The organism is Mesorhizobium sp. 1B3 (genome assembly GCF_050958605.1).
GTDB lineage: Bacteria > Pseudomonadota > Alphaproteobacteria > Rhizobiales > Rhizobiaceae.
In genome coordinates this window covers 85,550-104,822 of sequence record NZ_JBJHDO010000017.1, presented here as the reverse complement: position 1 = coordinate 104,822, position 19,273 = coordinate 85,550, and the positions used below count along the sequence as shown (strand labels likewise).

18 protein-coding genes are annotated in these 19,273 nt (G+C 64.1%); 10 read left to right on the top strand and 8 right to left on the bottom strand.

The genetic code is table 11. The annotated features are described in order from the left end of the window. Positions 1–55: 55 nt before the first annotated feature. Positions 56–2,020: an acetate--CoA ligase gene (acs, locus tag ACCO56_RS30405; protein WP_433644700.1), complete on the bottom strand. Its 1,965-nt coding sequence runs from the start codon at positions 2,018–2,020 to the stop codon at positions 56–58. A 307-nt stretch (positions 2,021–2,327) separates the two neighbouring features. Between acs and ACCO56_RS30400 the strand changes: the two genes are divergently transcribed. Then, the gene (locus tag ACCO56_RS30400; protein WP_433644699.1) at positions 2,328–2,600 is read left to right on the top strand and encodes an usg protein; all 273 of its coding nucleotides are present in this window, start codon (positions 2,328–2,330) and stop codon (positions 2,598–2,600) included. A 168-nt stretch (positions 2,601–2,768) separates the two neighbouring features. Here ACCO56_RS30400 and ACCO56_RS30395 read toward each other — a convergent pair whose 3' ends face one another. Further along, positions 2,769–3,803, bottom strand: a complete 1,035-nt coding sequence (locus ACCO56_RS30395) for an aldo/keto reductase (protein ID WP_433644698.1) — start codon at positions 3,801–3,803, stop codon at positions 2,769–2,771. Positions 3,804–3,833: 30 nt separating this feature from the next. Then, on the bottom strand, positions 3,834–5,018 hold the full coding sequence (locus tag ACCO56_RS30390; RefSeq protein WP_433644697.1) for an MFS transporter: 1,185 nt from the start codon (positions 5,016–5,018) through the stop codon (positions 3,834–3,836). Between the two features lie 118 nt (positions 5,019–5,136). Here ACCO56_RS30390 and ACCO56_RS30385 point away from each other — a divergent pair, with 118 nt between their 5' ends. Further along, entirely contained in the window at positions 5,137–6,048 is a 912-nt protein-coding gene (locus ACCO56_RS30385) for a LysR family transcriptional regulator (protein ID WP_433644695.1), read from the top strand. Here ACCO56_RS30385 and ACCO56_RS30380 read toward each other — a convergent pair. The 3 genes from ACCO56_RS30380 to ACCO56_RS30370 all read right to left on the bottom strand — a co-directional run bounded on the left by ACCO56_RS30380 (position 6,045) and on the right by ACCO56_RS30370 (position 7,449). Beyond that, positions 6,045–6,455 (bottom strand): type II toxin-antitoxin system VapC family toxin, encoded by a 411-nt coding sequence (locus ACCO56_RS30380; protein ID WP_433644694.1) that lies wholly within the window; start codon positions 6,453–6,455, stop codon positions 6,045–6,047. The two genes, ACCO56_RS30385 and ACCO56_RS30380, sit on opposite strands and share 4 nt — an antisense overlap. Continuing rightward, on the bottom strand, positions 6,455–6,709 hold the full coding sequence (locus tag ACCO56_RS30375) for a type II toxin-antitoxin system Phd/YefM family antitoxin (protein WP_433644693.1): 255 nt from the start codon (positions 6,707–6,709) through the stop codon (positions 6,455–6,457). Before ACCO56_RS30375 ends, ACCO56_RS30380 begins: the two co-directional genes overlap by 1 nt. Positions 6,710–6,786: 77 nt before the next feature. Then, entirely contained in the window at positions 6,787–7,449 is a 663-nt protein-coding gene (locus ACCO56_RS30370; protein WP_433644692.1) for a YggS family pyridoxal phosphate-dependent enzyme, read from the bottom strand. Between the two features lie 159 nt (positions 7,450–7,608). Between ACCO56_RS30370 and leuS the strand changes: the two genes are divergently transcribed. The 3 genes from leuS (at position 7,609) to ACCO56_RS30355 (ending at position 11,809) form a co-directional block, all read left to right on the top strand. Next, positions 7,609–10,254 (top strand): leucine--tRNA ligase, encoded by a 2,646-nt coding sequence (leuS, locus tag ACCO56_RS30365; RefSeq protein WP_433644691.1) that lies wholly within the window; start codon positions 7,609–7,611, stop codon positions 10,252–10,254. Next, positions 10,241–10,801, top strand: coding sequence for an LPS assembly lipoprotein LptE (gene lptE, locus ACCO56_RS30360; RefSeq protein WP_433644690.1), 561 nt, complete (start codon positions 10,241–10,243; stop codon positions 10,799–10,801). The genes leuS and lptE overlap by 14 nt, the downstream gene beginning before the upstream one ends. A gap of 99 nt (positions 10,802–10,900) precedes the next feature. After that, positions 10,901–11,809 carry a GNAT family N-acetyltransferase gene (locus ACCO56_RS30355; RefSeq protein ID WP_433644689.1) on the top strand — a complete coding sequence of 303 codons (909 nt, stop codon included), beginning with the start codon at positions 10,901–10,903 and terminating at the stop codon, positions 11,807–11,809. Between the two features lie 17 nt (positions 11,810–11,826). Here the strand turns inward: ACCO56_RS30355 and ACCO56_RS30350 are convergent, their stop codons facing one another. Together ACCO56_RS30350 and fsa are read right to left on the bottom strand one after the other, a co-directional pair. Then, entirely contained in the window at positions 11,827–12,630 is an 804-nt protein-coding gene (locus tag ACCO56_RS30350) for a 2-keto-4-pentenoate hydratase (protein ID WP_433644688.1), read from the bottom strand. Positions 12,631–12,633: 3 nt separating this feature from the next. Then, a complete protein-coding gene (fsa, locus tag ACCO56_RS30345; RefSeq protein ID WP_433644687.1) occupies positions 12,634–13,287 on the bottom strand; it encodes a fructose-6-phosphate aldolase in 654 nt (217 codons plus the stop codon). A gap of 87 nt (positions 13,288–13,374) precedes the next feature. Here fsa and ACCO56_RS30340 point away from each other — a divergent pair, with 87 nt between their 5' ends. From ACCO56_RS30340 to ACCO56_RS30320, 5 genes are all read left to right on the top strand, one after another. Then, positions 13,375–15,558, top strand: a complete 2,184-nt coding sequence (locus ACCO56_RS30340; RefSeq protein ID WP_433644686.1) for a primosomal protein N' — start codon at positions 13,375–13,377, stop codon at positions 15,556–15,558. An 81-nt stretch (positions 15,559–15,639) separates the two neighbouring features. After that, positions 15,640–16,035 (top strand): DUF4345 family protein, encoded by a 396-nt coding sequence (locus ACCO56_RS30335; protein WP_433644685.1) that lies wholly within the window; start codon positions 15,640–15,642, stop codon positions 16,033–16,035. Positions 16,036–16,271: 236 nt separating this feature from the next. Continuing rightward, entirely contained in the window at positions 16,272–16,832 is a 561-nt protein-coding gene (locus tag ACCO56_RS30330; protein WP_433644684.1) for a F0F1 ATP synthase subunit delta, read from the top strand. After that, positions 16,832–18,361 (top strand): F0F1 ATP synthase subunit alpha, encoded by a 1,530-nt coding sequence (gene atpA / locus ACCO56_RS30325; protein WP_433644683.1) that lies wholly within the window; start codon positions 16,832–16,834, stop codon positions 18,359–18,361. Before ACCO56_RS30330 ends, atpA begins: the two co-directional genes overlap by 1 nt. An 18-nt stretch (positions 18,362–18,379) precedes the next feature. Continuing rightward, positions 18,380–19,258 (top strand): F0F1 ATP synthase subunit gamma, encoded by an 879-nt coding sequence (locus ACCO56_RS30320; protein ID WP_433644682.1) that lies wholly within the window; start codon positions 18,380–18,382, stop codon positions 19,256–19,258. Positions 19,259–19,273: the final 15 nt, after the last annotated feature.

The window sequence follows — 19,273 nt, the reverse complement described above, 5'->3', positions numbered from 1 at the left end:
AAATCTTCGGGCGGCTGCGTCGGCCCCGCCTGCGTCGCGCCGGCGGGGCCTGTTCTCACGCGGCAGCGACGCGCTTGTTCTGCCGGTTGGCGACGAGGTCGTCCACCACCGAGGGATCGGCCAGCGTCGAGGTGTCGCCGAGCGAGCCGTAATCGTCCTCGGCAATCTTGCGAAGGATGCGCCTCATGATCTTGCCGGAGCGGGTCTTGGGCAAGCCCGGCGCGAACTGGATCTTGTCGGGCGTGGCGATTGCGCCGATCTCCTTGCGGACATGAGTGATCAACTCCTTGCGCAGATCCTCCGACCATTCGACACCGGTCATCAGCGTGACGTAGCAGTAGATGCCCTGTCCCTTGACGTCATGGGGATAGCCGACAACGGCCGCCTCAGACACCTTGTCGTGGCTGACCAGCGCCGATTCCACCTCGGCCGTACCCATACGGTGACCCGACACGTTGATCACGTCGTCGACGCGTCCGGTGATCCAGTAGTAGCCGTCCTCGTCACGGCGGCAGCCGTCGCCGGTGAAATATTTGCCCTTGTAGGTCGAGAAATAGGTCTGCACGAAACGCTCGTGATCGCCATAGACGGTGCGCATCTGGCCCGGCCAGGAATCCGCAATGCAGAGATTGCCGTCGGCGGCGCCTTCCAGAACATCGCCCTCATTGTCCACGAGCTGCGGCTGTATGCCGAAGAATGGCCTCGTGGCCGAGCCGGCCTTCAGGTCGGTTGCGCCCGGCAGCGGCGTGATGAGGATGCCGCCCGTCTCTGTCTGCCACCACGTGTCGACGACCGGGCTCTTCTTCTCGCCGACGACGTTGAAGTACCATTCCCAGGCCTCCGGGTTGATGGGCTCGCCCACCGTACCGAGCACACGCAGGCTCTTGCGCGAGGCCTTTTTCACGAAGGCGTCGCCGGCGCCCATCAGGGCCCGGATGGCGGTCGGCGCGGTGTAGAAGATATTGACCTGGTGCTTGTCGACCACCTCCCAGAAACGCGAGGCGGACGGGTAGTTCGGCACGCCCTCGAACATCAGCGTGGTGGCGCCGTTGGCGAGCGGCCCGTAGAGGATGTAGCTGTGGCCGGTCACCCAGCCGACATCGGCGGTGCACCAATAGATGTCCCCGTCGTGATAATCGAAGACATATTGGTGCGTCATCGAGGTATAAACGAGATAGCCGCCGGTCGTGTGGAGCACGCCCTTCGGCTTGCCCGTCGAGCCGGAGGTGTAGAGGATGAAGAGCGGATCCTCGGCCTTCATCTTTTCCGGCTTGCATTCGGCTTTCACCGTGGCCACTTCCTCGTGGTACCAGAGGTCGCGGTCCGCCGCCCAGTTGATCTTGCCGCCGGTGCGACGCACCACGAGCACCTTCTTGACGACGACGCCCATGCGACCGGCAATGTCGATCGCGCGGTCGGTGTTCTCCTTGAGCGGGATTGTCCGGCCGCCGCGCAGCCCTTCGTCGGCGGTGATGACGAAGGTCGAGTTGCAATCCTCGATGCGGCCGGCCAACGAATCGGGCGAAAAGCCGCCGAAAACCACCGAATGAACGGCCCCGATCCGGGCACATGCGAGCATCGCGTAAGCGGTCTCGGGAATCATCGGCATGTAGATGGTGACCCGATCGCCCTTCTTGACGCCATGCTTCTTCAGCACGTTCGCCATGCGGCAGACATGCTCGTAAAGCTGGCGATAGGTGATCTTGCGGTCATCATACGGGTTGTCGCCTTCCCAGATGATGGCCGTCTGGTCGCCACGTTTCTTGAGATGCCTGTCAACGCAGTTTTCCGATACATTGAGCAGGCCGTCCTCGAACCATTTGATCGAGACATTGCCGGTGAAGGAGGTGTTCTTCACTTTGGTGTAGGGCTTGATCCAGTTTAGGCGCTTGCCGTGCTTGCCCCAGAACTTGTCCGGGTTCTTCACGCTGTCGGCGTACCACTTCAGATAGGTGTCGTTGTCGATGAGCGCGCGCTTTTTCCACGCCTGCTGGACGCGGTGGACATGAACCTCGGACATAAAGCTTTCTCCCCGGAACCATTTCCGGCCATTGCGGCCGGTGCTTGCGCCGTCAAGCGGCGCGTCGGCGCGCATTATTATCAATTCGCGCCGGGGGACAATATTAGACGTTGGAGTCGCACCTTTCGGCCGTGCGCCCCCTTTCCGTACGATGAGCTACGGCGCTTTGACAGCACTCATTCCAACATGCTGCTAACGCGTTGTTTTTGCTCATGAAACCTATCGACACGGAAAGCGTTTCGGTAGACCATCAACGATGCCGGCGCAGAATTCGAAGGGAACAATCAGCGCCGAAAGGGAAAGGCCGATGCGCGAGAATTCCGAATTAAAGCTGATGCTCAACGGTTATGGGCTGACGACAGCCAGGATCCTCTATCATTTTCCTGACCACCCACACCTGCTTCAAACCTACGTATGGCAGGACTATGATCTAGCACCGAAATTCCCCGCGCTCTTCCGCTTCATCGAATTCTGGAAGACCAGGCTGGAAGGCCCTCTCCACTCGGTTACCTATACCCATAAGCGGCTGATCGCGCCCAACGAGTGGCGCAAGGTCGACGGCGAGCTGCTGCTGCACTGACCCGTTCAGCTTTTGGCACGAACGGCTTGAGCCAGCGGCCGGCGGTCTGATGCTCGCCATCTGCCGAGCGGCGCCACATAGAGCGCCTTGCGTCCTTTGGACGCGGGTCATGCAGGCCGGGAGTGGAGCCTGGCCTTCCGAGAATCAGTTCCGTTTCAGACCTGCGTTTCAGACCACGGGCGGGTTCAGACGGGCGAAACCCTCCTGCCGATAATAGGGGAAATAGGGATAAGGCGCCGTCACCGAACTGGCAGCGTCGAGACGTGCGATCTGGTCCTCGGTCAGGGACCAGCCGGTCGCGCCGAGATTCTGCCGGAGTTGGTCCTCGTTACGCGCTCCGATGATGACGGACGACACCGTCGGCCGAGCGAGCAGCCAATTGATGGCGATCTGAGGAATTGTCTTGCCGGTTTCGGCGGAGATAGCATCGAGGATGTCGATGATGGCGAACAGGCGGTCCTCGTCCACGGGTGGGCCGTAGTCGGCGGTCTCGTGAAGCCTGCTGCCCGCAGGCAGTTCCTGCCCCCGGCGCAGCCTGCCAGTGAGGCGGCCCCAGCCGAGCGGGCTCCAGACGAGGGCGCCGACGCCTTGATCGAGGCCGAGCGGCATGAGTTCCCATTCGTAGTCGCGTCCCACCAGCGAGTAATAGACCTGATGCGCGACGTAGCGAGGATGGCCGTGGCGCTCGGCGGCGGCGAGTGACTTCATCAATTGCCAGCCTGAGAAATTCGAAACGCCGACATAACGAAGCTTGCCGGCCGACACGAGGTCGTCGATCGTTTTCAGCACCTCCTCGACCGGTGTCCCGGCATCGAAGGCATGAAGTTGGAGAAGGTCGATATGATCGGTGCCCAGTCGCCGAAGGGAATCGTCGACGGCACGGATCAGCCGCGGGCGCGAGGATCCGGCATCGTTTGGTCCTTCGCCCATCGGCAGCGAAGTCTTGGTGGAAATCAGCACACGATCTCGCCGGCCCTTGATCGCCTTGCCCAGGACTTCTTCGGACGCGCCATTGGAATACACGTCGGCCGTGTCGAAGAGGTTCACGCCGGCTTCGAGGCAGATGTCGATCAGTCGTCGCGCTTCACCGGCATCGGTATTGCCCCACGCACCGAACAGTGGTCCGGAACCGCCGAAGGTTCCCGTTCCGAAGCTGAGGACCGGCACTTTCAGGCCCGAAACGCCGAGACGTCTATATTCCATAACAAGATTCCTTCCGTTGCATTGGGTGGATCAGGGACAGGAGGTTGCGGGCGCGGTGAGCGTGGCATTGCGTGCGCGTCGCAGGCCCAGCAATGCGACTCCGAAGCTCATCAGCGGCGCCAGCGCCGCCACCAACGGGATCGCGCCTAGCCCCGGCCCGTGGTCGATGATAAGGCCCCGCAGCACGGCGCCGGCGGCGTTGCCGAGATTGAAGGCGGCGATGTTCAGGCTGGAGGCGAGTGCCTGTCCGGCGCCCGTCGCTTTGTCCAGCACCCAAATCTGCAAGGGAGGAACGGTAGCGAAACCTGCCGCCCCCAGAAGCGCGACGAAGGCGACGGCAGCGATGCGGTCGTGTATGGCGAACGTCATGCCGGCCAGCACAACGGTGAGCAGAAGCAGGCTGCCGAGCAGCGCGGGCACCAGCCGGCGGTCGGCAAGCCGGCCGCCGATCAGGTTACCGGCGATCAGGCCGGCGCCGAAGACGAGCAGGATCGGCGAGACGGCCGCCTCTGGAAAGCCCGCGATTTCGGTCAGCATCGGTGCGATGTAGGTGAAGGCGGCGAATACGCCGATCCAGCTCAGCACCGTGGTCAAGAGACCAAGAAGCACCTGGGGCCGGCCGAGCACGACGAGATCCGAACGCCAATCGCCTTGCCCGTTTCTCTCGGCTGTGTCGCGCGGCACGAAGAGCGCGATCACCGCCATGGCCAGGACGCCGACCAGCGTGACAGCCCAGAAAGTCGAGCGCCAGCCATAGGTCTGGCCGAGCCAGGTGCCGAGAGGCACGCCCAGGATGTTGGCGACAGTCAGGCCCGTGAACATGATTGCGATCGCCGAGGCGCGCTTGTCGGCTGCGACAAGGCTGGTGGCCACGACAGAGCCGACGCCGAAGAAGGTGCCATGGGCAAAGGCGGTCAGCACCCGCGCCACCATCAGAGGCCAATAGCCGGGCGCCAGGGCACAGGCGAGATTGCCGAAGGTGAAGATCAGCATGAGGGCGACGAGCGTCGTCTTGCGCGGCCAGCCGAACGTCAGCGTCGTCATCAGCGGCGCACCGACCACCACGCCCAGCGCATAGCCGGAGATCAGCATGCCGGCGGCGGAGATGGAGACCCCGAGATCGTTTCCGACCTCAATGAGGAGACCCATGATGACGAATTCAGTGACGCCGATGCCGAACGCACCGGCAGTGAGGGCATAAAGCGCTAGGGGCATGAACATCATCCAGGAATCAATTGGAATGCCCGCCGATCCGGGCCGCTCCAAGATCGGGATGCGGATGCAGTCGGAACAGCCTTGCGGCGCTCACATGATTTGTGAGACCAATTCACGAATGGCGCGCCAAGACATCAACCGCTCGGGTGAGATCGAGGTTTTCGTCCGTGTCGTCGAGCGCGGGACCTTCTCGGCTGCGGCCGGAACACTCGGCATGACACCCTCGGCGGTGAGCAAGCTGATCGGCCGCCTCGAAGCCCGGCTCGGCGCGCGGCTGGTCAATCGGACGACCCGCAAGTTGCGACTTACGCCGGAGGGCGGGGCCTTCTATGAACGGGGGCTGCGGATCCTTGCCGAGATCGATGCCGCCGAACGCGATGCGGCGGCAGGTGCCGTTCCACGCGGGCGCCTGAGGATCAATTGCAACGTGCCTTTCGGCCAGCATTATCTCCTGCCGCTGATGCCATCCTTCCTCGCGGCACATCCCGACATCATCGCCGACATCTCGCTCACCGACAGGGTAGTAGATCTCCTCGAGGAAAGGGCCGACATCGCCATTCGGGCCGGACCGCTCCGCGAGTCGCGCCTCGTGGCGCGCAAGCTCTGGCAAAGCCGGATGGCGGTTGTGGCGGCCCCCGCCTACCTCCAACGGCACGGCACGCCGAAGACGCCTGACGATCTTGCTCTGCACAATTGCCTGGAATTCTCCTTTTCGAGGCTGGTCGAGGGCTGGCCGTTCCGCGATTCGGCCGGTCGCGACGTCAGGATCCGGCCGCAGGGAAATGCCCTCATAAGCGACGGCGAGGCGATGCGGCTCGCCGCCCTCTCCGGCCTGGGGCTCGCCCGCCTATCACGGTTCCACATAGCGCGCGATCTCGGCGCGGGCAGGCTGGTGCCGGTGCTGGAAGAGTTCAATCCCGGCGACGAGGAGGCGCTTCACGCCATCTATGTCGGGCAGGGCGGCCACTTGCCTGCCCGCGTGCGTGCCTTCCTGGATTTCCTGGCGGCCAATGTGCGCCCGGCCGTTTAAGCCTTCCACCCCTCCCACGGATCCAAGACGGCAACGCCTGTATCATGGAAATCGGCGACATTCTTGGTTACCAGAACCAGGTTGTGCACAAGGGCGGTGGCGGCAATCAGCCCGTCGGCCTCTCCTCGGGGGCGCTGGGCTGAGATACGTCCCCAAGCCAGAGCAACCTCGTCATCGATAGGCAGAATACGGCTTGATTGCTCCGTTCTGATCGTGGAGAGCCAGGCCTTGAGATGTCCGGCGGCCGCCCTGTCGCTCCGTTCTTTCTTCGCGATTCCGCGCTCGATCTCTCCCAAGGTGATGACACTTAGATAATTTCCAGCCGGGTTGGTGGACCGAAGCCAATTCACCGCTTTCGGCAACCCCTTGCGGATGTCGGAGATAATATTCGTATCGAGTAGGTACATTAAAAATCGAAATCCCTGCTCGGGGCCTTGGCCCGGCGGTTGACTTCTTCGGCGAACTCCTCGTCCCACTCGGGTCCGGATATCAGGAGATCAGTCAGAGTCGGCCTGTCGGAAACGAGACGGTCATACTCTTCCGCCGAAATCACGATGGCGGCCCTTTCGCCACGTATCGTCACCGTCTGCGGCCCCTCGGTTCGCGCTCGTTGCACCACCTTGGAGAAATTGTTCTTTGCATCCTGAAGATGCCAATTCATGGCTATTTCTTTCTAGCTAGCTTGGCTAGCCTACCATATAGCCGGCCAGAACAATCCTTCAAGCGATCGTTTGACGTTCAGCGCTCGCCGAAAATGGCCGAGCCCACACGCACGCTCGTCGCGCCGAAGGCGATCGCCAGTTCGTAGTCGCCGGACATGCCCATCGACAGTTTGTCCAACCCTGCCTCGTGGGCTAGCTTTTCCAGCAGCGCGAAATGCGGCCCGGGATTCTCGTCGATCGGCGGGATGCACATCAGCCCTTCGATCGCGAGGCCATGGGCGTCGCGGCAGCGGTTCACGAAGGCGACCGCCTCGCGCGGGTCGACGCCTGCCTTCTGCGCTTCGGAGCCGGTGTTGACCTGGACGTAGAGTCTCGGTGCCTTGCCCTGCCGGGCTATTTCCTTCGCCAGTTCAGCGGCGATCTTCTCGCGGTCGACCGTCTCGATCACGTCGAACAGCGCCACAGCCTCCTTGGCCTTGTTCGATTGCAGCGGGCCGATGAGATGCAGCTCGACGCCGGGATAGGCCTCCTTGAGAGCCGGCCATTTGCCTTGCGCTTCCTGGACGCGGTTCTCGCCGAAGATGCGTTGGCCCGCCTCGATGACCGGAACGATGGCGGCTGCTTCGAAGGTCTTGGAAACCGCCACAAGCGTCACCGAGCCCGCTGTGCGGCTGGCCTCGTCCTCGGCCGACGCGATGTTGTTCCTTACCTGTTCCAGCCGCGCGACCACGTCGTTCATGTCCTCGATTCCTGCCGTCAGAGCGAGATTTTGGCGCCGCCGGCGCCCATATGGTTGACGGGTCCGGCAATCCATGGTGAAGACCCGGACCGAGCTTTCGACCGCGCGGCTTAGGCGCCAGGCGGTTTTCCCGCACGTCTTTTAAGTGAAAATCCGGGCATGGCAACCGAACGATACAATCCTCGCGCTTCCGAACCCAAATGGCAGAAGGCCTGGGCGGACGCCAAGCTGTTCGAGACGAAGAACGACGATCCGCGCCCGAAATATTACGTGCTCGAGATGTTCCCCTATCCGTCGGGGCGCATCCATATGGGTCATGTGCGCAACTACACGATGGGCGACGTGGTCGCGCGCTTCCGCCGTGCAAAGGGCTACAACGTGCTTCACCCGATGGGATGGGACGCCTTCGGCCTGCCGGCCGAGAACGCGGCGCGCGACAACAAGGTCAATCCGCGCGACTGGACCTATGCCAATATCGAGACGATGAAGGGCCAGCTGAAAACGATGGGCCTGTCGCTCGACTGGGCGCGCGAATTCGCGACCTGCGACCCGACCTACTATCGGCATCAGCAGAAGATGTTCCTGGATTTCTGGCGGTCCGGGCTTGTCGAACGCAAATCGGCCAAGGTCAACTGGGATCCGGTCGACATGACCGTGCTCGCCAACGAGCAGGTGATCGATGGCCGCGGCTGGCGGTCCGGCGCTCCCGTCGAGCAGCGCGACCTGACTCAGTGGTTCTTCAAGATCACGTCGATGTCCCAGGAACTGCTCGACAGCCTCGATACGCTCGACCGGTGGCCGGAAAAAGTCCGCGTCATGCAGCAGAACTGGATCGGCCGCTCTGAAGGCATGCTGATCCGCTGGCCGCTCGCGAAGGGGACGGCGCCCGCCGGCGAGACCGAACTCGAAGTCTATACGACCCGGCCCGATACGATCTTCGGCGCATCCTTCATGGCGATCGCCGCCGACCATCCGCTGGCCAGGAAGGCGGCCGAGTCGAATCCCGCGCTGGCCGAGTTCGTCGCCGAGATCCGCCATATGGGAACGTCCGTGGCTGCCCTCGAGACTGCCGAGAAGAAGGGGTTCGACACCGGCATCCGCGTCGCCCATCCTTTCGATCCCGACTGGACGCTGCCGGTCTATGTCGCGAATTTCGTGCTTATGGAATACGGTACCGGTGCCATCTTCGGCTGTCCGTCCGGCGACCAGCGCGATCTCGACTTCGCCAACAAATACGGGCTGCCGGTGGTGCCGGTCGTGATGCCGGAAGGTGCCGATGCCGCGACCTTCCAGATCACGGAAGAAGCCTATGTCGACGACGGCGTGATGATCAACTCGCGCTTCCTCGACGGCCTGACGCCGAAACAGGCATTCGACGAGGTCGCCACGCGGCTTTCCGGCGTGACCATCGGCGGGCGGCCGATGGGCGAGCGCAAGGTGCAGTTCCGCCTGCGCGACTGGCTGATCTCGCGCCAGCGCTATTGGGGCTGCCCGATCCCAGTCATCCATTGCGAAGCCTGCGGCGCCGTCCCGGTGCCCGAAAGCGCGCTGCCGGTCGTGCTGCCGACCGACGTCAGCTTCGATCGGCCGGGCAACCCGCTGGATCACCATCCCACCTGGAAGCATGCCGACTGCCCGAATTGCGGCAAGCCGGCGCGCCGCGACACCGACACCATGGACACCTTCGTCGATTCGTCCTGGTACTTCGCGCGCTTCACCGACCCGTGGAACGAAACGCAGCCGACGACGGTCGCCTATGCCGACGGGCCCAAGGGATGGCTGCCGGTCAACCAGTATATCGGCGGCATCGAGCATGCGATCCTGCATCTGCTCTATTCGCGCTTCTTCACCCGCGCCATGAAGGCGACCGGCCATCTGACGGAAGTGGAGGAACCCTTCGAGGGCCTGTTCACGCAGGGCATGGTCGTTCACGAGACATATCGGCTGGGCACGGGACAGAACGCCGCCTGGGTGACGCCGGCCGAGGTCAGGGTCGAGGAGGTCGACGGCAAACGGCGCGCCTCGCTGATTGCGGACGGCACGCCGGTCGAGATCGGCTCGATCGAGAAGATGTCGAAATCGAAGAAGAATGTCGTCGATCCCGACGATATCATCGCGAGTTACGGCGCCGACACGGCGCGCTGGTTCATGCTCTCCGATTCGCCGCCCGACCGCGACGTGATCTGGACGGAGGCCGGTGTCGAAGGCGCCCATCGCTTCGTGCAGCGCGTCTGGCGGTTCGTCTCGGAGGCCGCGCCGCAGTTGAAGGGAATCACGCCGAAGGCCGCCGCCGAGGGGGAGGCCGCGGCGGTGTCCAAGGCGGCCCACAAGGCGCTCAAAGCTGTCGGCGAGGATATCGAGAAACTCTCCTTCAACAAGGCGGTGGCCCGCATCTACGAACTGGTGAACACGCTGCAAGCGCCGCTGGCTGCCCAGGCGGACGGTAAGGGCGACCCCGGCGCGCTGCCCGCCTTGCGCGAAGCCGTCGAAATCCTCGTCGCGTTGTTTGCGCCGATGATGCCGCATCTGGCCGAGGAGTGTTGGGAAGCACTGGGCGGGGCCGGCCTTGCGGGCGACCGTGAATGGCCGAAATTCGATCCGGCGCTGACGGTGGACAACGAGATCGTAATGCCCGTCCAGATCAACGGCAAGAAGCGGGGGGATTTGACAATCGCTCGCGACGCAGATCAAGGTGCGGTCGAACAGGCGGTGCTGGCGCTCGATTTCGTGCAGAAGGCGCTGGAGGGCAAGCCGCCGCGCAAGATCATCGTCGTCCCGCAGAGGATCGTGAATGTCGTCGCCTGAGCGGAAGAGCAATCCGGTAAAGAAGGGCGGCCTGCTAGGCTTGGCCGTGGTCGTTTCCGCCATGGCGCTGCAGGCCTGCACCGTGCGGCCGCTCTACTACAATCCGCCCGAAGGGACCGGCGCCGTGTCGATGGCTTCCAGGCTGTCGTCGGTGAGCATCAAGCCGGTCTCCACCCGCCAGGCTCAGGAGGTCCGCAACCACCTGATTTTCCTGATGTATGGCGGCGCGGCCGCACCGTCGTCTCCCGAATATTCGCTCGACCTCACCGTCGCGAGCATCGTCGAATGGGCGGCCACCGTCCAGGTCACGACCCTCGACGACGAGCCGACCGCCTCGACGGTCACGATGACAGGCTCCTATGCGATCAAGAGGGCCAAGACCGGTGAAGTGGTGGCGACCGGGCGGCGTGAAGTGACATCCTCCTTCGACGTGCCGCGGCAGGAATTCGCGGCCCTGCGCGCGCAGCGCGACGCCGAGAACCGTGCGGCGCGCGAGCTCGCCGAAATGCTGCATCTCGCGATCGCCCAGGATATCACCCGGAAGTGACGTGGCTCGCCGCGCCAGATCGGTTCCTGGCCCCGCCCGTGAATGTCATCGCACTGTCACAGGCGCCGGCCACGGAGGAGCGGCAGGAGGGTTGACCTCATGGATTCGAGGAGCGGGCCGGCCGCCGTGGCGGATGGCACGAGGCAAGGCGGCAAGCGGCCCGGCGGGCACATCGTCGATCAACTGATCGACGAGCGCTCGGTTCAGCTTTCCCAGCATTTCCTGTGGCCGATCGCCAAGCCGTTGCTCCTGCGTTTCTTTCACTACCGCCAGGCCGTCCGCATGTGCGACGACGTTGCCGACATGTCGGGCTGGGACGCATTCAGCTACCTCAGCAAGCTGCTAGATCTCAAATTGACGGTGCGCGGGCTCGAGAACCTGCCGCGGCGAGGCGGATTCATCCTGGCGCCCAGCCATCCAACCGGCATTGCCGACGGGATAGCGGTGTTCGACCTTCTCAAGAGCGTGCGGCCGGACATGGCGATTTTCGCCAATCGCGACGCACAGCGCGCAGCACCTGGGTTCCGCGACATCATAATCCCCGTCGAGTGGCGGCAAGGGGAGAAAAGCCATGCCAAGAGCCGCGACACGCTGGAGATGACGGCGAAGGCCTTCGCCGCCGACAAGGCGATCGTCCTCTTTCCCGCGGGCCGCATCGCCTACTGGAACGTGGACCGCCTGACCGAGCGCCCTTGGCAGAATTCGGTGGTGGCACTGGCGCGGCGCTACAATTTCCCGATCGTGCCGGCCAATCTTTCGGCGCGCAATTCGGGACTGTTCTATCTGCTCTCGAAATATTCAACCGAGTTGCGCGACATCACCATCTTCCACGAGTTCCTGAACAAGAAGAGCAAGCCCTTCTCCGTCACCATCGGCAAGCCCGTTCCGGTGGAAGCGCTCGGCGGCGACGCCTCGGAGGTAACGGCGCGGTTGCAGCATTACGCTGTCCACGAGCTGGCGGCCGATCCCAACGCGGAGTTCACGGGGCCTCCCCTGCCCGCCAAATGACGTGAAGAAACGGCTGGTCAGACGATCTCGACCGACAGTCCCGGCAGGTCGAACCCACTGATCGTCGTCGACCAGCGTTCGCCGGTGCTGACCGGAAAGGCCCGGGTCATCGTACCCGTCGTGACGAGCTCACCCCGGCGAAGCGGCGGGTTGAGCCGATCGCCGGCCAGGACTTCCACAAGATATCCCAATGCATGGATCGGCCCGTCGAGCACATTCGCTCCGCTGCCCTCGTCGATTCTGGTGCCGTCACGGTGAAGCAAGACCTGCAGGTCCGAGAGGGAAGCCGCCAACCCGACCCGCTCCTCGTCGCGCAGCAGTCGGCGCGGCCCGACGAACAAGGCGCCATGGAGCCCGCCATCGGCGATGCAGTCGGCCACGGTGAAGCGCCAGCCGGGAAAGACGGATTGCACGATCTCGAAGCCGTGCGCGACCCAGTCGATCGAATGGGCGATGTCGTCGACGCCCATGCCGGGCTCGATGTCCTGGCCGAGGCCGAGAACGATCTCCGGCTCGATGCGTGGTTCAGGAAGATGCGAGGCCTTGATCGACGCTTCGGGAGCGATGTCGTGCAGCGTACTGTCGTAGACATCGCCCCAGAGGGGCTCGTAGACGCTGTATTCGGCCCAGATGTTGCGGTTGGTGAAGCCGATCTTCCGGCCGACCGGCTTTTCGCCGCGCGCCTGGCGCAGGCCGCGCAAGGCAGCGGCGACGGCATAGCCGGCCTGCTTGTCAAAGGCCGGGATACGATCCGTGACGGGCTCAATCTGCGTCCCGGCGTCGAGCGCCGCAAGGATTTCGGCTGCGACGCTCGCGCTCACGGCTCAGCCGATTTTCTGTCCGGTCTTGGCCCAGTCGGCCAGGAACGTCTCCAGCCCCTTGTCTGTCAGGGGATGCTTCACCAGGGCCTTCAGCGTCGCCGGCGGGACGGTCGCCACATCCGCGCCGATGAGCGCAGCCTGCTTCACATGGTTCACCGTGCGGATCGAGGCGGCCAGGATCTCGGTCTTGAAATCGTAATTGTCGTAGATGGTACGGATCTCGGAGATCAATTCCATCCCGTCGATGCCGATGTCGTCGATGCGGCCGATGAAGGGCGAGATGAAGGTGGCGCCGGCCTTGGCGGCGAGCAGGGCCTGGTTGGCCGAGAAGCAGAGCGTGACGTTGACCTTCTGGCCATCCGACGTCAGCGCCTTGCAGGCCTTGAGGCCGTCCAACGTCAGCGGTAGCTTGATGCAGATATTGTCGGCGATCCTGGCGAGCACCGCCGCCTCCCGCATCATCTCCTCATATTCGGTCGCCGTCACTTCGGCCGAAACCGGTCCAGCCACGATCTCGCAGATTTCACGGGTGACCTCCTTGATGTCGCGGCCCGACTTCAGGATGAGGGACGGGTTGGTCGTTACGCCGTCGAGCAGGCCGAGATCGTTCAGCTCACGGATCTCCTTCACATCTGCAGTATCGACAAAGAATTTCATGACGGTCTCCTTGCGAGTGAGCCGGCGGCGAAGGGCCGCCCCTTTTGGCCTTTGCTCTAGACCAAGTTCGGGGCAAGGTCACGCGCAATGAAGCAAGATTCGCCCAGATTGCGCGCCGCGCCCGTGCTCGTGCCGATGCCGGCAGAGCGCCCCTACACCTATGCGGTGCCAGAAGACATCATGGTGGTGCCGGGCTCGATCGTGCGCGTTCCCCTGGGGCCGCGCGAGGTTGCGGGTGTCGTGTGGGACGGGCCCGGCGAAGCCGTCGAACCGAGAAAGCTGCGCCCCATCGCCCAGGTTTTCGACTGCCCGCCGCTCGACAATGCGGCGCGTCGTTTCGTCGATTGGATCGCGGCCTATACGCTCTCGCCGCCCGGCATGGTAGCCCGCATGTTCCTGCGTGCCCCCGAGGCCTTCGATCCCGAGCCATGGACCGAAGGGCTGAAATACACTGGCGTCGCGCCGGACCGGATGACGGCTGCGCGCCAGCGCGTGCTGGAGCTTGCCGGCGAGGCGCCGGCCTGGACCCGCTCGGGCCTTGCCCATGCCGCAGGCGTCTCGCTCACCGTCATAGACGGGCTGAGGACGCAGGGCGTCTTCGAAACGACTTTTTTGCCACCGCGCCCGGTGGTGGCCGCGCCCGACCCGACCTATTCGCGGCCCGAGCTCACGGCCGATCAGGCCGCTGCCGCCGCCGCGCTGCGCGACGGCGTGGAGGCGGGCGGATTCGGGGTCACGCTCATCGACGGCGTCACCGGTTCGGGCAAGACGGAAGTCTATTTCGAGGCCGTCGCGGCGGCGATCGCGAAGGGCCGCCAGGTGCTGATCCTGCTGCCCGAGATCGCCCTGACGCAGGCATTCCTCGAACGTTTCCAGGGACGCTTCGGCGCCCGGCCGGCGGAGTGGCATTCGGATCTGCCGCCGCGCATGCGCGAGAAGGTCTGGCGCCAGGTTTCGGAGGGCAGCGTGCGGGTGGTGGCCGGAGCACGCTCGGCGCTCTTCTTGCCTTTCCAGGAGCTCGGCCTGATCGTCGTCGACGAGGAGCACGACCCCGCCTACAAGCAGGAGGACCGGGTCTTCTACAATGCCCGCGACATGGCCGTGGTGCGCGGCCGCCTCGGCAACTTCCCGGTCGTGCTCGCTTCGGCGACCCCGTCGCTCGAAAGCCGGGTCAATGCAATACAGGGGCGCTATCGGCGCGTCGTCCTTCCCGGCCGCTATGCAGAGGCCGCGCTTCCGCATCTCAGGGCCGTGGACATGCGCCGCGCGCCGCCGGCACGCGGCGGCTTCCTGTCGCCGGTCCTGCTGGAAGAGATGGACAGGACGCTCGAGCGAGGCGAGCAGTCGCTGCTCTTCCTCAATCGGCGAGGCTATGCGCCGCTGACGCTCTGCCGTGTCTGCGGGCATCGTTTCGGCTGCCCGGTGTGCTCCGCCTGGCTGGTCGAGCACCGGTTTCGCGGACAGCTCGTCTGCCACCATTGCGGACACAACGAGACACGTCCGGAAGCCTGCCCGGAATGCGGAACGTTCGATCACCTCGTGGCCTGCGGTCCGGGCGTCGAACGGATCGCCGAGGAGGTCGTCGGCCGTTTCCCGGAGGCCCGCACGATCGTGCTTTCCTCCGACATGCTGGGCGGGGTGAAGCGCCTGCGGCTCGAGCTCGAGGCCATCGCCAATGGCGAGGCCGACATCGTCATCGGTACGCAGCTCGTCGCCAAGGGCCATAACTTTCCGAACATGACGCTTGTCGGCGTGGTCGACGCCGACCTCGGCCTCGCCAATGGCGACCCGCGCGCCGCCGAGCGCACCTTCCAACTCCTGTCGCAGGTCACCGGGCGCGCCGGCCGGACAGGCAAGAAAAGCCTCGGCCTGCTGCAGACCTATCAGCCCGACCACCCCGTGATGCGGGCGATCGTGTCGGGCGACGCGGAAGCCTTCTACCAGCGCGAAACGGCCGAACGCGAGCACGCCCATCTGCCACCCTTCGGCCGGCTGGCCGGCATTATCGTCTCGGCGGCCACCAGGGCCGAGGCCGAAACCCATGCCCGGCAGCTCCGCCGGGCGGCGGCGCCTGCGAAGGACATCCAGATCCTCGGCCCAGCCGAGGCGCCGCTGGCGCTGGTCGGCGGGCGCCATCGCTTCCGCCTGCTCGTCCATGGCGAGCGGCGCTCGGACATGCAGGGCTTTATCCGGGCGCTCCTGGCGAACGGGCCGAAGCAACGTGGCTCGGTGAGGGTCCAGGTCGACATCGATCCGCAGAGCTTCCTCTGACGCCGCTGCGGACGAGACGGATTCAACTTCTTTTGTTGATGATCTAGTATCATCGCGAATCGACCGCATTGGAGAGGGCCGATGGAGTTCGTATTTCCGTGGCCGATGAGCCAGGGCGAGTGGCTGGCATGGTTGGCGGCCGCCCTGACGGTGCTGTTCGGCTTGCTCCTGCTTTTCGCGCCACGCATCTCGCTGCGCATCCTGCGGCTGCAGACGACCGAGAAGCACCCTGAGGCCGTGGCGGAGGCCCGCGCCACCATTGCCGGTTTCTATCTCGGCACCGGCCTTTCCTGCATCCTGCTCGCGCAACCGCTGCTTTACATGGCGCTTGGCTTCTCCTGGCTGTTCACCGCTTTCGGCCGCATCATTTCCATGCTGTCGGACAAGGGCAACACGATCTACAACTGGTTGTCGTTGGTCGTCGCGCTGGTGCTCGCGGCCTTGCCGCTCGGCTTCGCATTCGGCTTTCTCCCCTGAATCCACAGCCATTGGCCGCGCGCAGGCCGTCACTGCGACAAAACTGCCGGAACGCCTGTTAGAGGATGTGTTGCGGTCGTCAGAAGCCTGTGCTAGACGGCTTTCGACTTTCGGCCCGGGGACGCCGTATTTGCGCTTCTGCGGCCGGTAAAATGTAAATCAGGTCAAAGATTTAGCTAGAGTACCCTGCTCGCGCCAAGAATCGACGGCCTGTCCAGACAGAGAAAAGACGGTCCGTGGCCCAGTCAACCTCGCCCATCTCCGGTGTCGCCGAGCGCTATGCGAGTTCCCTGTTCGAGCTTGCTCTTCAATCGAATGCCGTGGCCGCGGTCGAGGCCGATCTCAAGAAATTCGAAACCCTGCTCGACGGCAGCGCCGACCTGCAACGGCTGATCAAGAGCCCGGTCTTCTCGGCGGATGACCAGGCTAAGGCGATCGCCGCAATCGCCGACAAGGCGAAGATAAGGGGTCTCGCCGGCAATTTCCTGCGGGTCGTCGCCCGTAACCGTCGTCTTTTCGCCGTTCCGGGCATGATCCAGGCATTCCGCCGCATCGCCGCCGCCCATCGCGGCGAGGTCGCGGCGGACGTCACCTCCGCGCACGCACTGTCGGCGGCGCAGGAAACCGAACTCAAGGCCGCGCTCAAGAGCGTTGCCGGCAAGGACGTCACGATCGCCGTCACGGTCGATCCTTCCCTGCTCGGTGGCCTTGTCGTGAAGATGGGCTCACGCCAGATCGACACGTCGCTCAAAACCAAACTCAATTCGCTCAAGCTTGCACTGAAAGAGGTCGGCTGATGGATATCCGCGCAGCGGAAATTTCCGCAATTCTGAAGGACCAGATCAAGAACTTCGGCAAGGAGGCCGAGGTTTCGGAAGTTGGTCAGGTTCTTTCCGTCGGTGACGGCATCGCCCGCGTCTACGGTCTCGACAACGTCCAGGCCGGCGAGATGGTCGAGTTCCCGGGCGGCATCCGCGGCATGGCGCTGAACCTCGAAAGCGACAATGTCGGCGTCGTCATTTTCGGCAACGACCGCGACATCAAGGAAGGCGACACTGTCAAGCGGACCGGCGCCATCGTCGACGTTCCGGTGGGCCCGGGCCTGCTCGGCCGCGTCGTCGACGCTCTCGGCAACCCGATCGACGGCAAGGGCCCGATCAAGGCCACCGAGCGTCGCCGCGTCGACGTGAAAGCGCCCGGCATCATTCCCCGCAAGTCGGTGCACGAGCCGATGTCGACCGGCCTCAAGGCGATCGACGCGCTCATCCCGATCGGCCGCGGCCAGCGTGAGCTGGTGATCGGCGACCGTCAGACCGGCAAGACCGCCATCATCCTCGACACGATCCTGAACCAGAAGGCCATCCACGAGAGCGGTCCGGAAGCGGAGAAGCTCTACTGCGTCTACGTCGCCGTCGGCCAGAAGCGTTCGACCGTCGCGCAGTTCGTGAAGGTGCTCGAAGAGCGCGGCGCGCTGGAATATTCTATCATCGTCGCGGCCACGGCCTCCGACCCGGCGCCGATGCAGTTCCTGGCCCCGTTCGCCGGCTGCGCCATGGGCGAGTATTTCCGCGACAACGAGAAGCACGCGCTGATCGCTTATGACGACCTCTCCAAGCAGGCCGTCGCCTATCGCCAGATGTCGCTGCTGCTGCGCCGCCCGCCGGGCCGCGAAGCCTATCCGGGCGACGTCTTCTACCTGCATTCGCGCCTGCTCGAGCGCGCGGCGAAGATGAATGACGAGAACGGCAACGGTTCGCTGACGGCGCTTCCGATCATCGAGACGCAGGCCAACGACGTGTCGGCCTACATCCCGACCAACGTGATCTCGATCACCGACGGCCAGATCTTCCTGGAGACCAACCTGTTCTTCCAGGGCATCCGTCCCGCCGTGAACGTCGGCCTGTCGGTGTCGCGCGTCGGCTCTTCCGCCCAGATCAAGGCGATGAAGCAGGTCGCCGGGTCGATCAAGGGCGAGCTGGCGCAGTACCGCGAAATGGCGGCCTTCGCGCAGTTCGGCTCCGACCTGGACGCCGCCACGCAGCGCCTGCTGAACCGTGGCGCCCGTCTGACGGAACTCCTGAAGCAGCCGCAGTTCTCGCCGTTGAAGACGGAAGAGCAGGTCGCAGTGATCTTCGCCGGCGTCAACGGCTATCTCGACAAGCTCGCCCTCAATCAGGTGCAGAAGTTCGAGCAGGGCCTGCTTGCGCATCTCCGCTCGGACGGGAAGGAAGTGCTCGACGGCATTCGCGCCGAAAAGGCACTTTCCGACGACCTCCGCTCCAAGCTCAAGGCTCAGATCGACGCTTTCGCGAAGAATTTCGCCTGAAGGGAATAGGTTAGGCGCATGCCTTCGCTAAAAGACCTCCGCAACCGCATCGCCTCGGTGAAGGCGACGCAGAAGATCACCAAGGCGATGCAGATGGTCGCCGCGGCGAAGCTGCGCCGTGCCCAGGAGGCGGCGGAAGCCGCGCGCCCCTACTCGCAACGCATGGGCGCAGTGCTGGCCAACATCACCCAGGCGGTGGGTGGCGGCGGCGACGCGCCGGCGCTGATGACCGGCACGGGCAAGGACGACGTGCATCTGCTCGTCGTCTGCACGGCCGAGCGCGGCTTGTGCGGCGGCTTCAACAGCCAGATCGCGCGTTTTGCACGCGATCACATCCGCAAGCTCCTTGCGGCCGGCAAGACCGTGAAGGTCATCACCGTCGGAAAGAAGGGCTACGACATACTGCGCCGGGAATACAATTCGCTGATCATCGACCGCGTGGACCTGCGCGAAGTGAAGACGCTCGGCTTCGCCAATGCGGACGCCATCGCCAAGAAGGTGATCGGCCTGTTCGAGGCAGGCCAGTTCGACGTCTGCACGCTGTTCTATTCGGAATTCAAGTCGGTGATCGCGCAGGTGCCGACCGCGCAGCAGATCATCCCGGCAGCAACGGCCGGTAATGGCGGCAATGCCGAGGCCGGCGCCGTCTACGAGTATGAGCCGGAGCCGGGCGAGATCCTCTCCGACCTCATTCCGCGCAACATTGCCGTCCAGATCTTCCGTGCGCTGCTTGAAAACGCAGCTGGCGAGATGGGTGCCAAGATGAGCGCCATGGACAATGCGACCCGTAACGCCGGCGACATGATCAACAAGCTGTCGATCACGTATAACCGTCAGCGTCAGGCGCAGATCACCAAGGAACTGATCGAGATCATTTCGGGCGCGGAAGCGCTCTAGCACGGGCAGCCGACG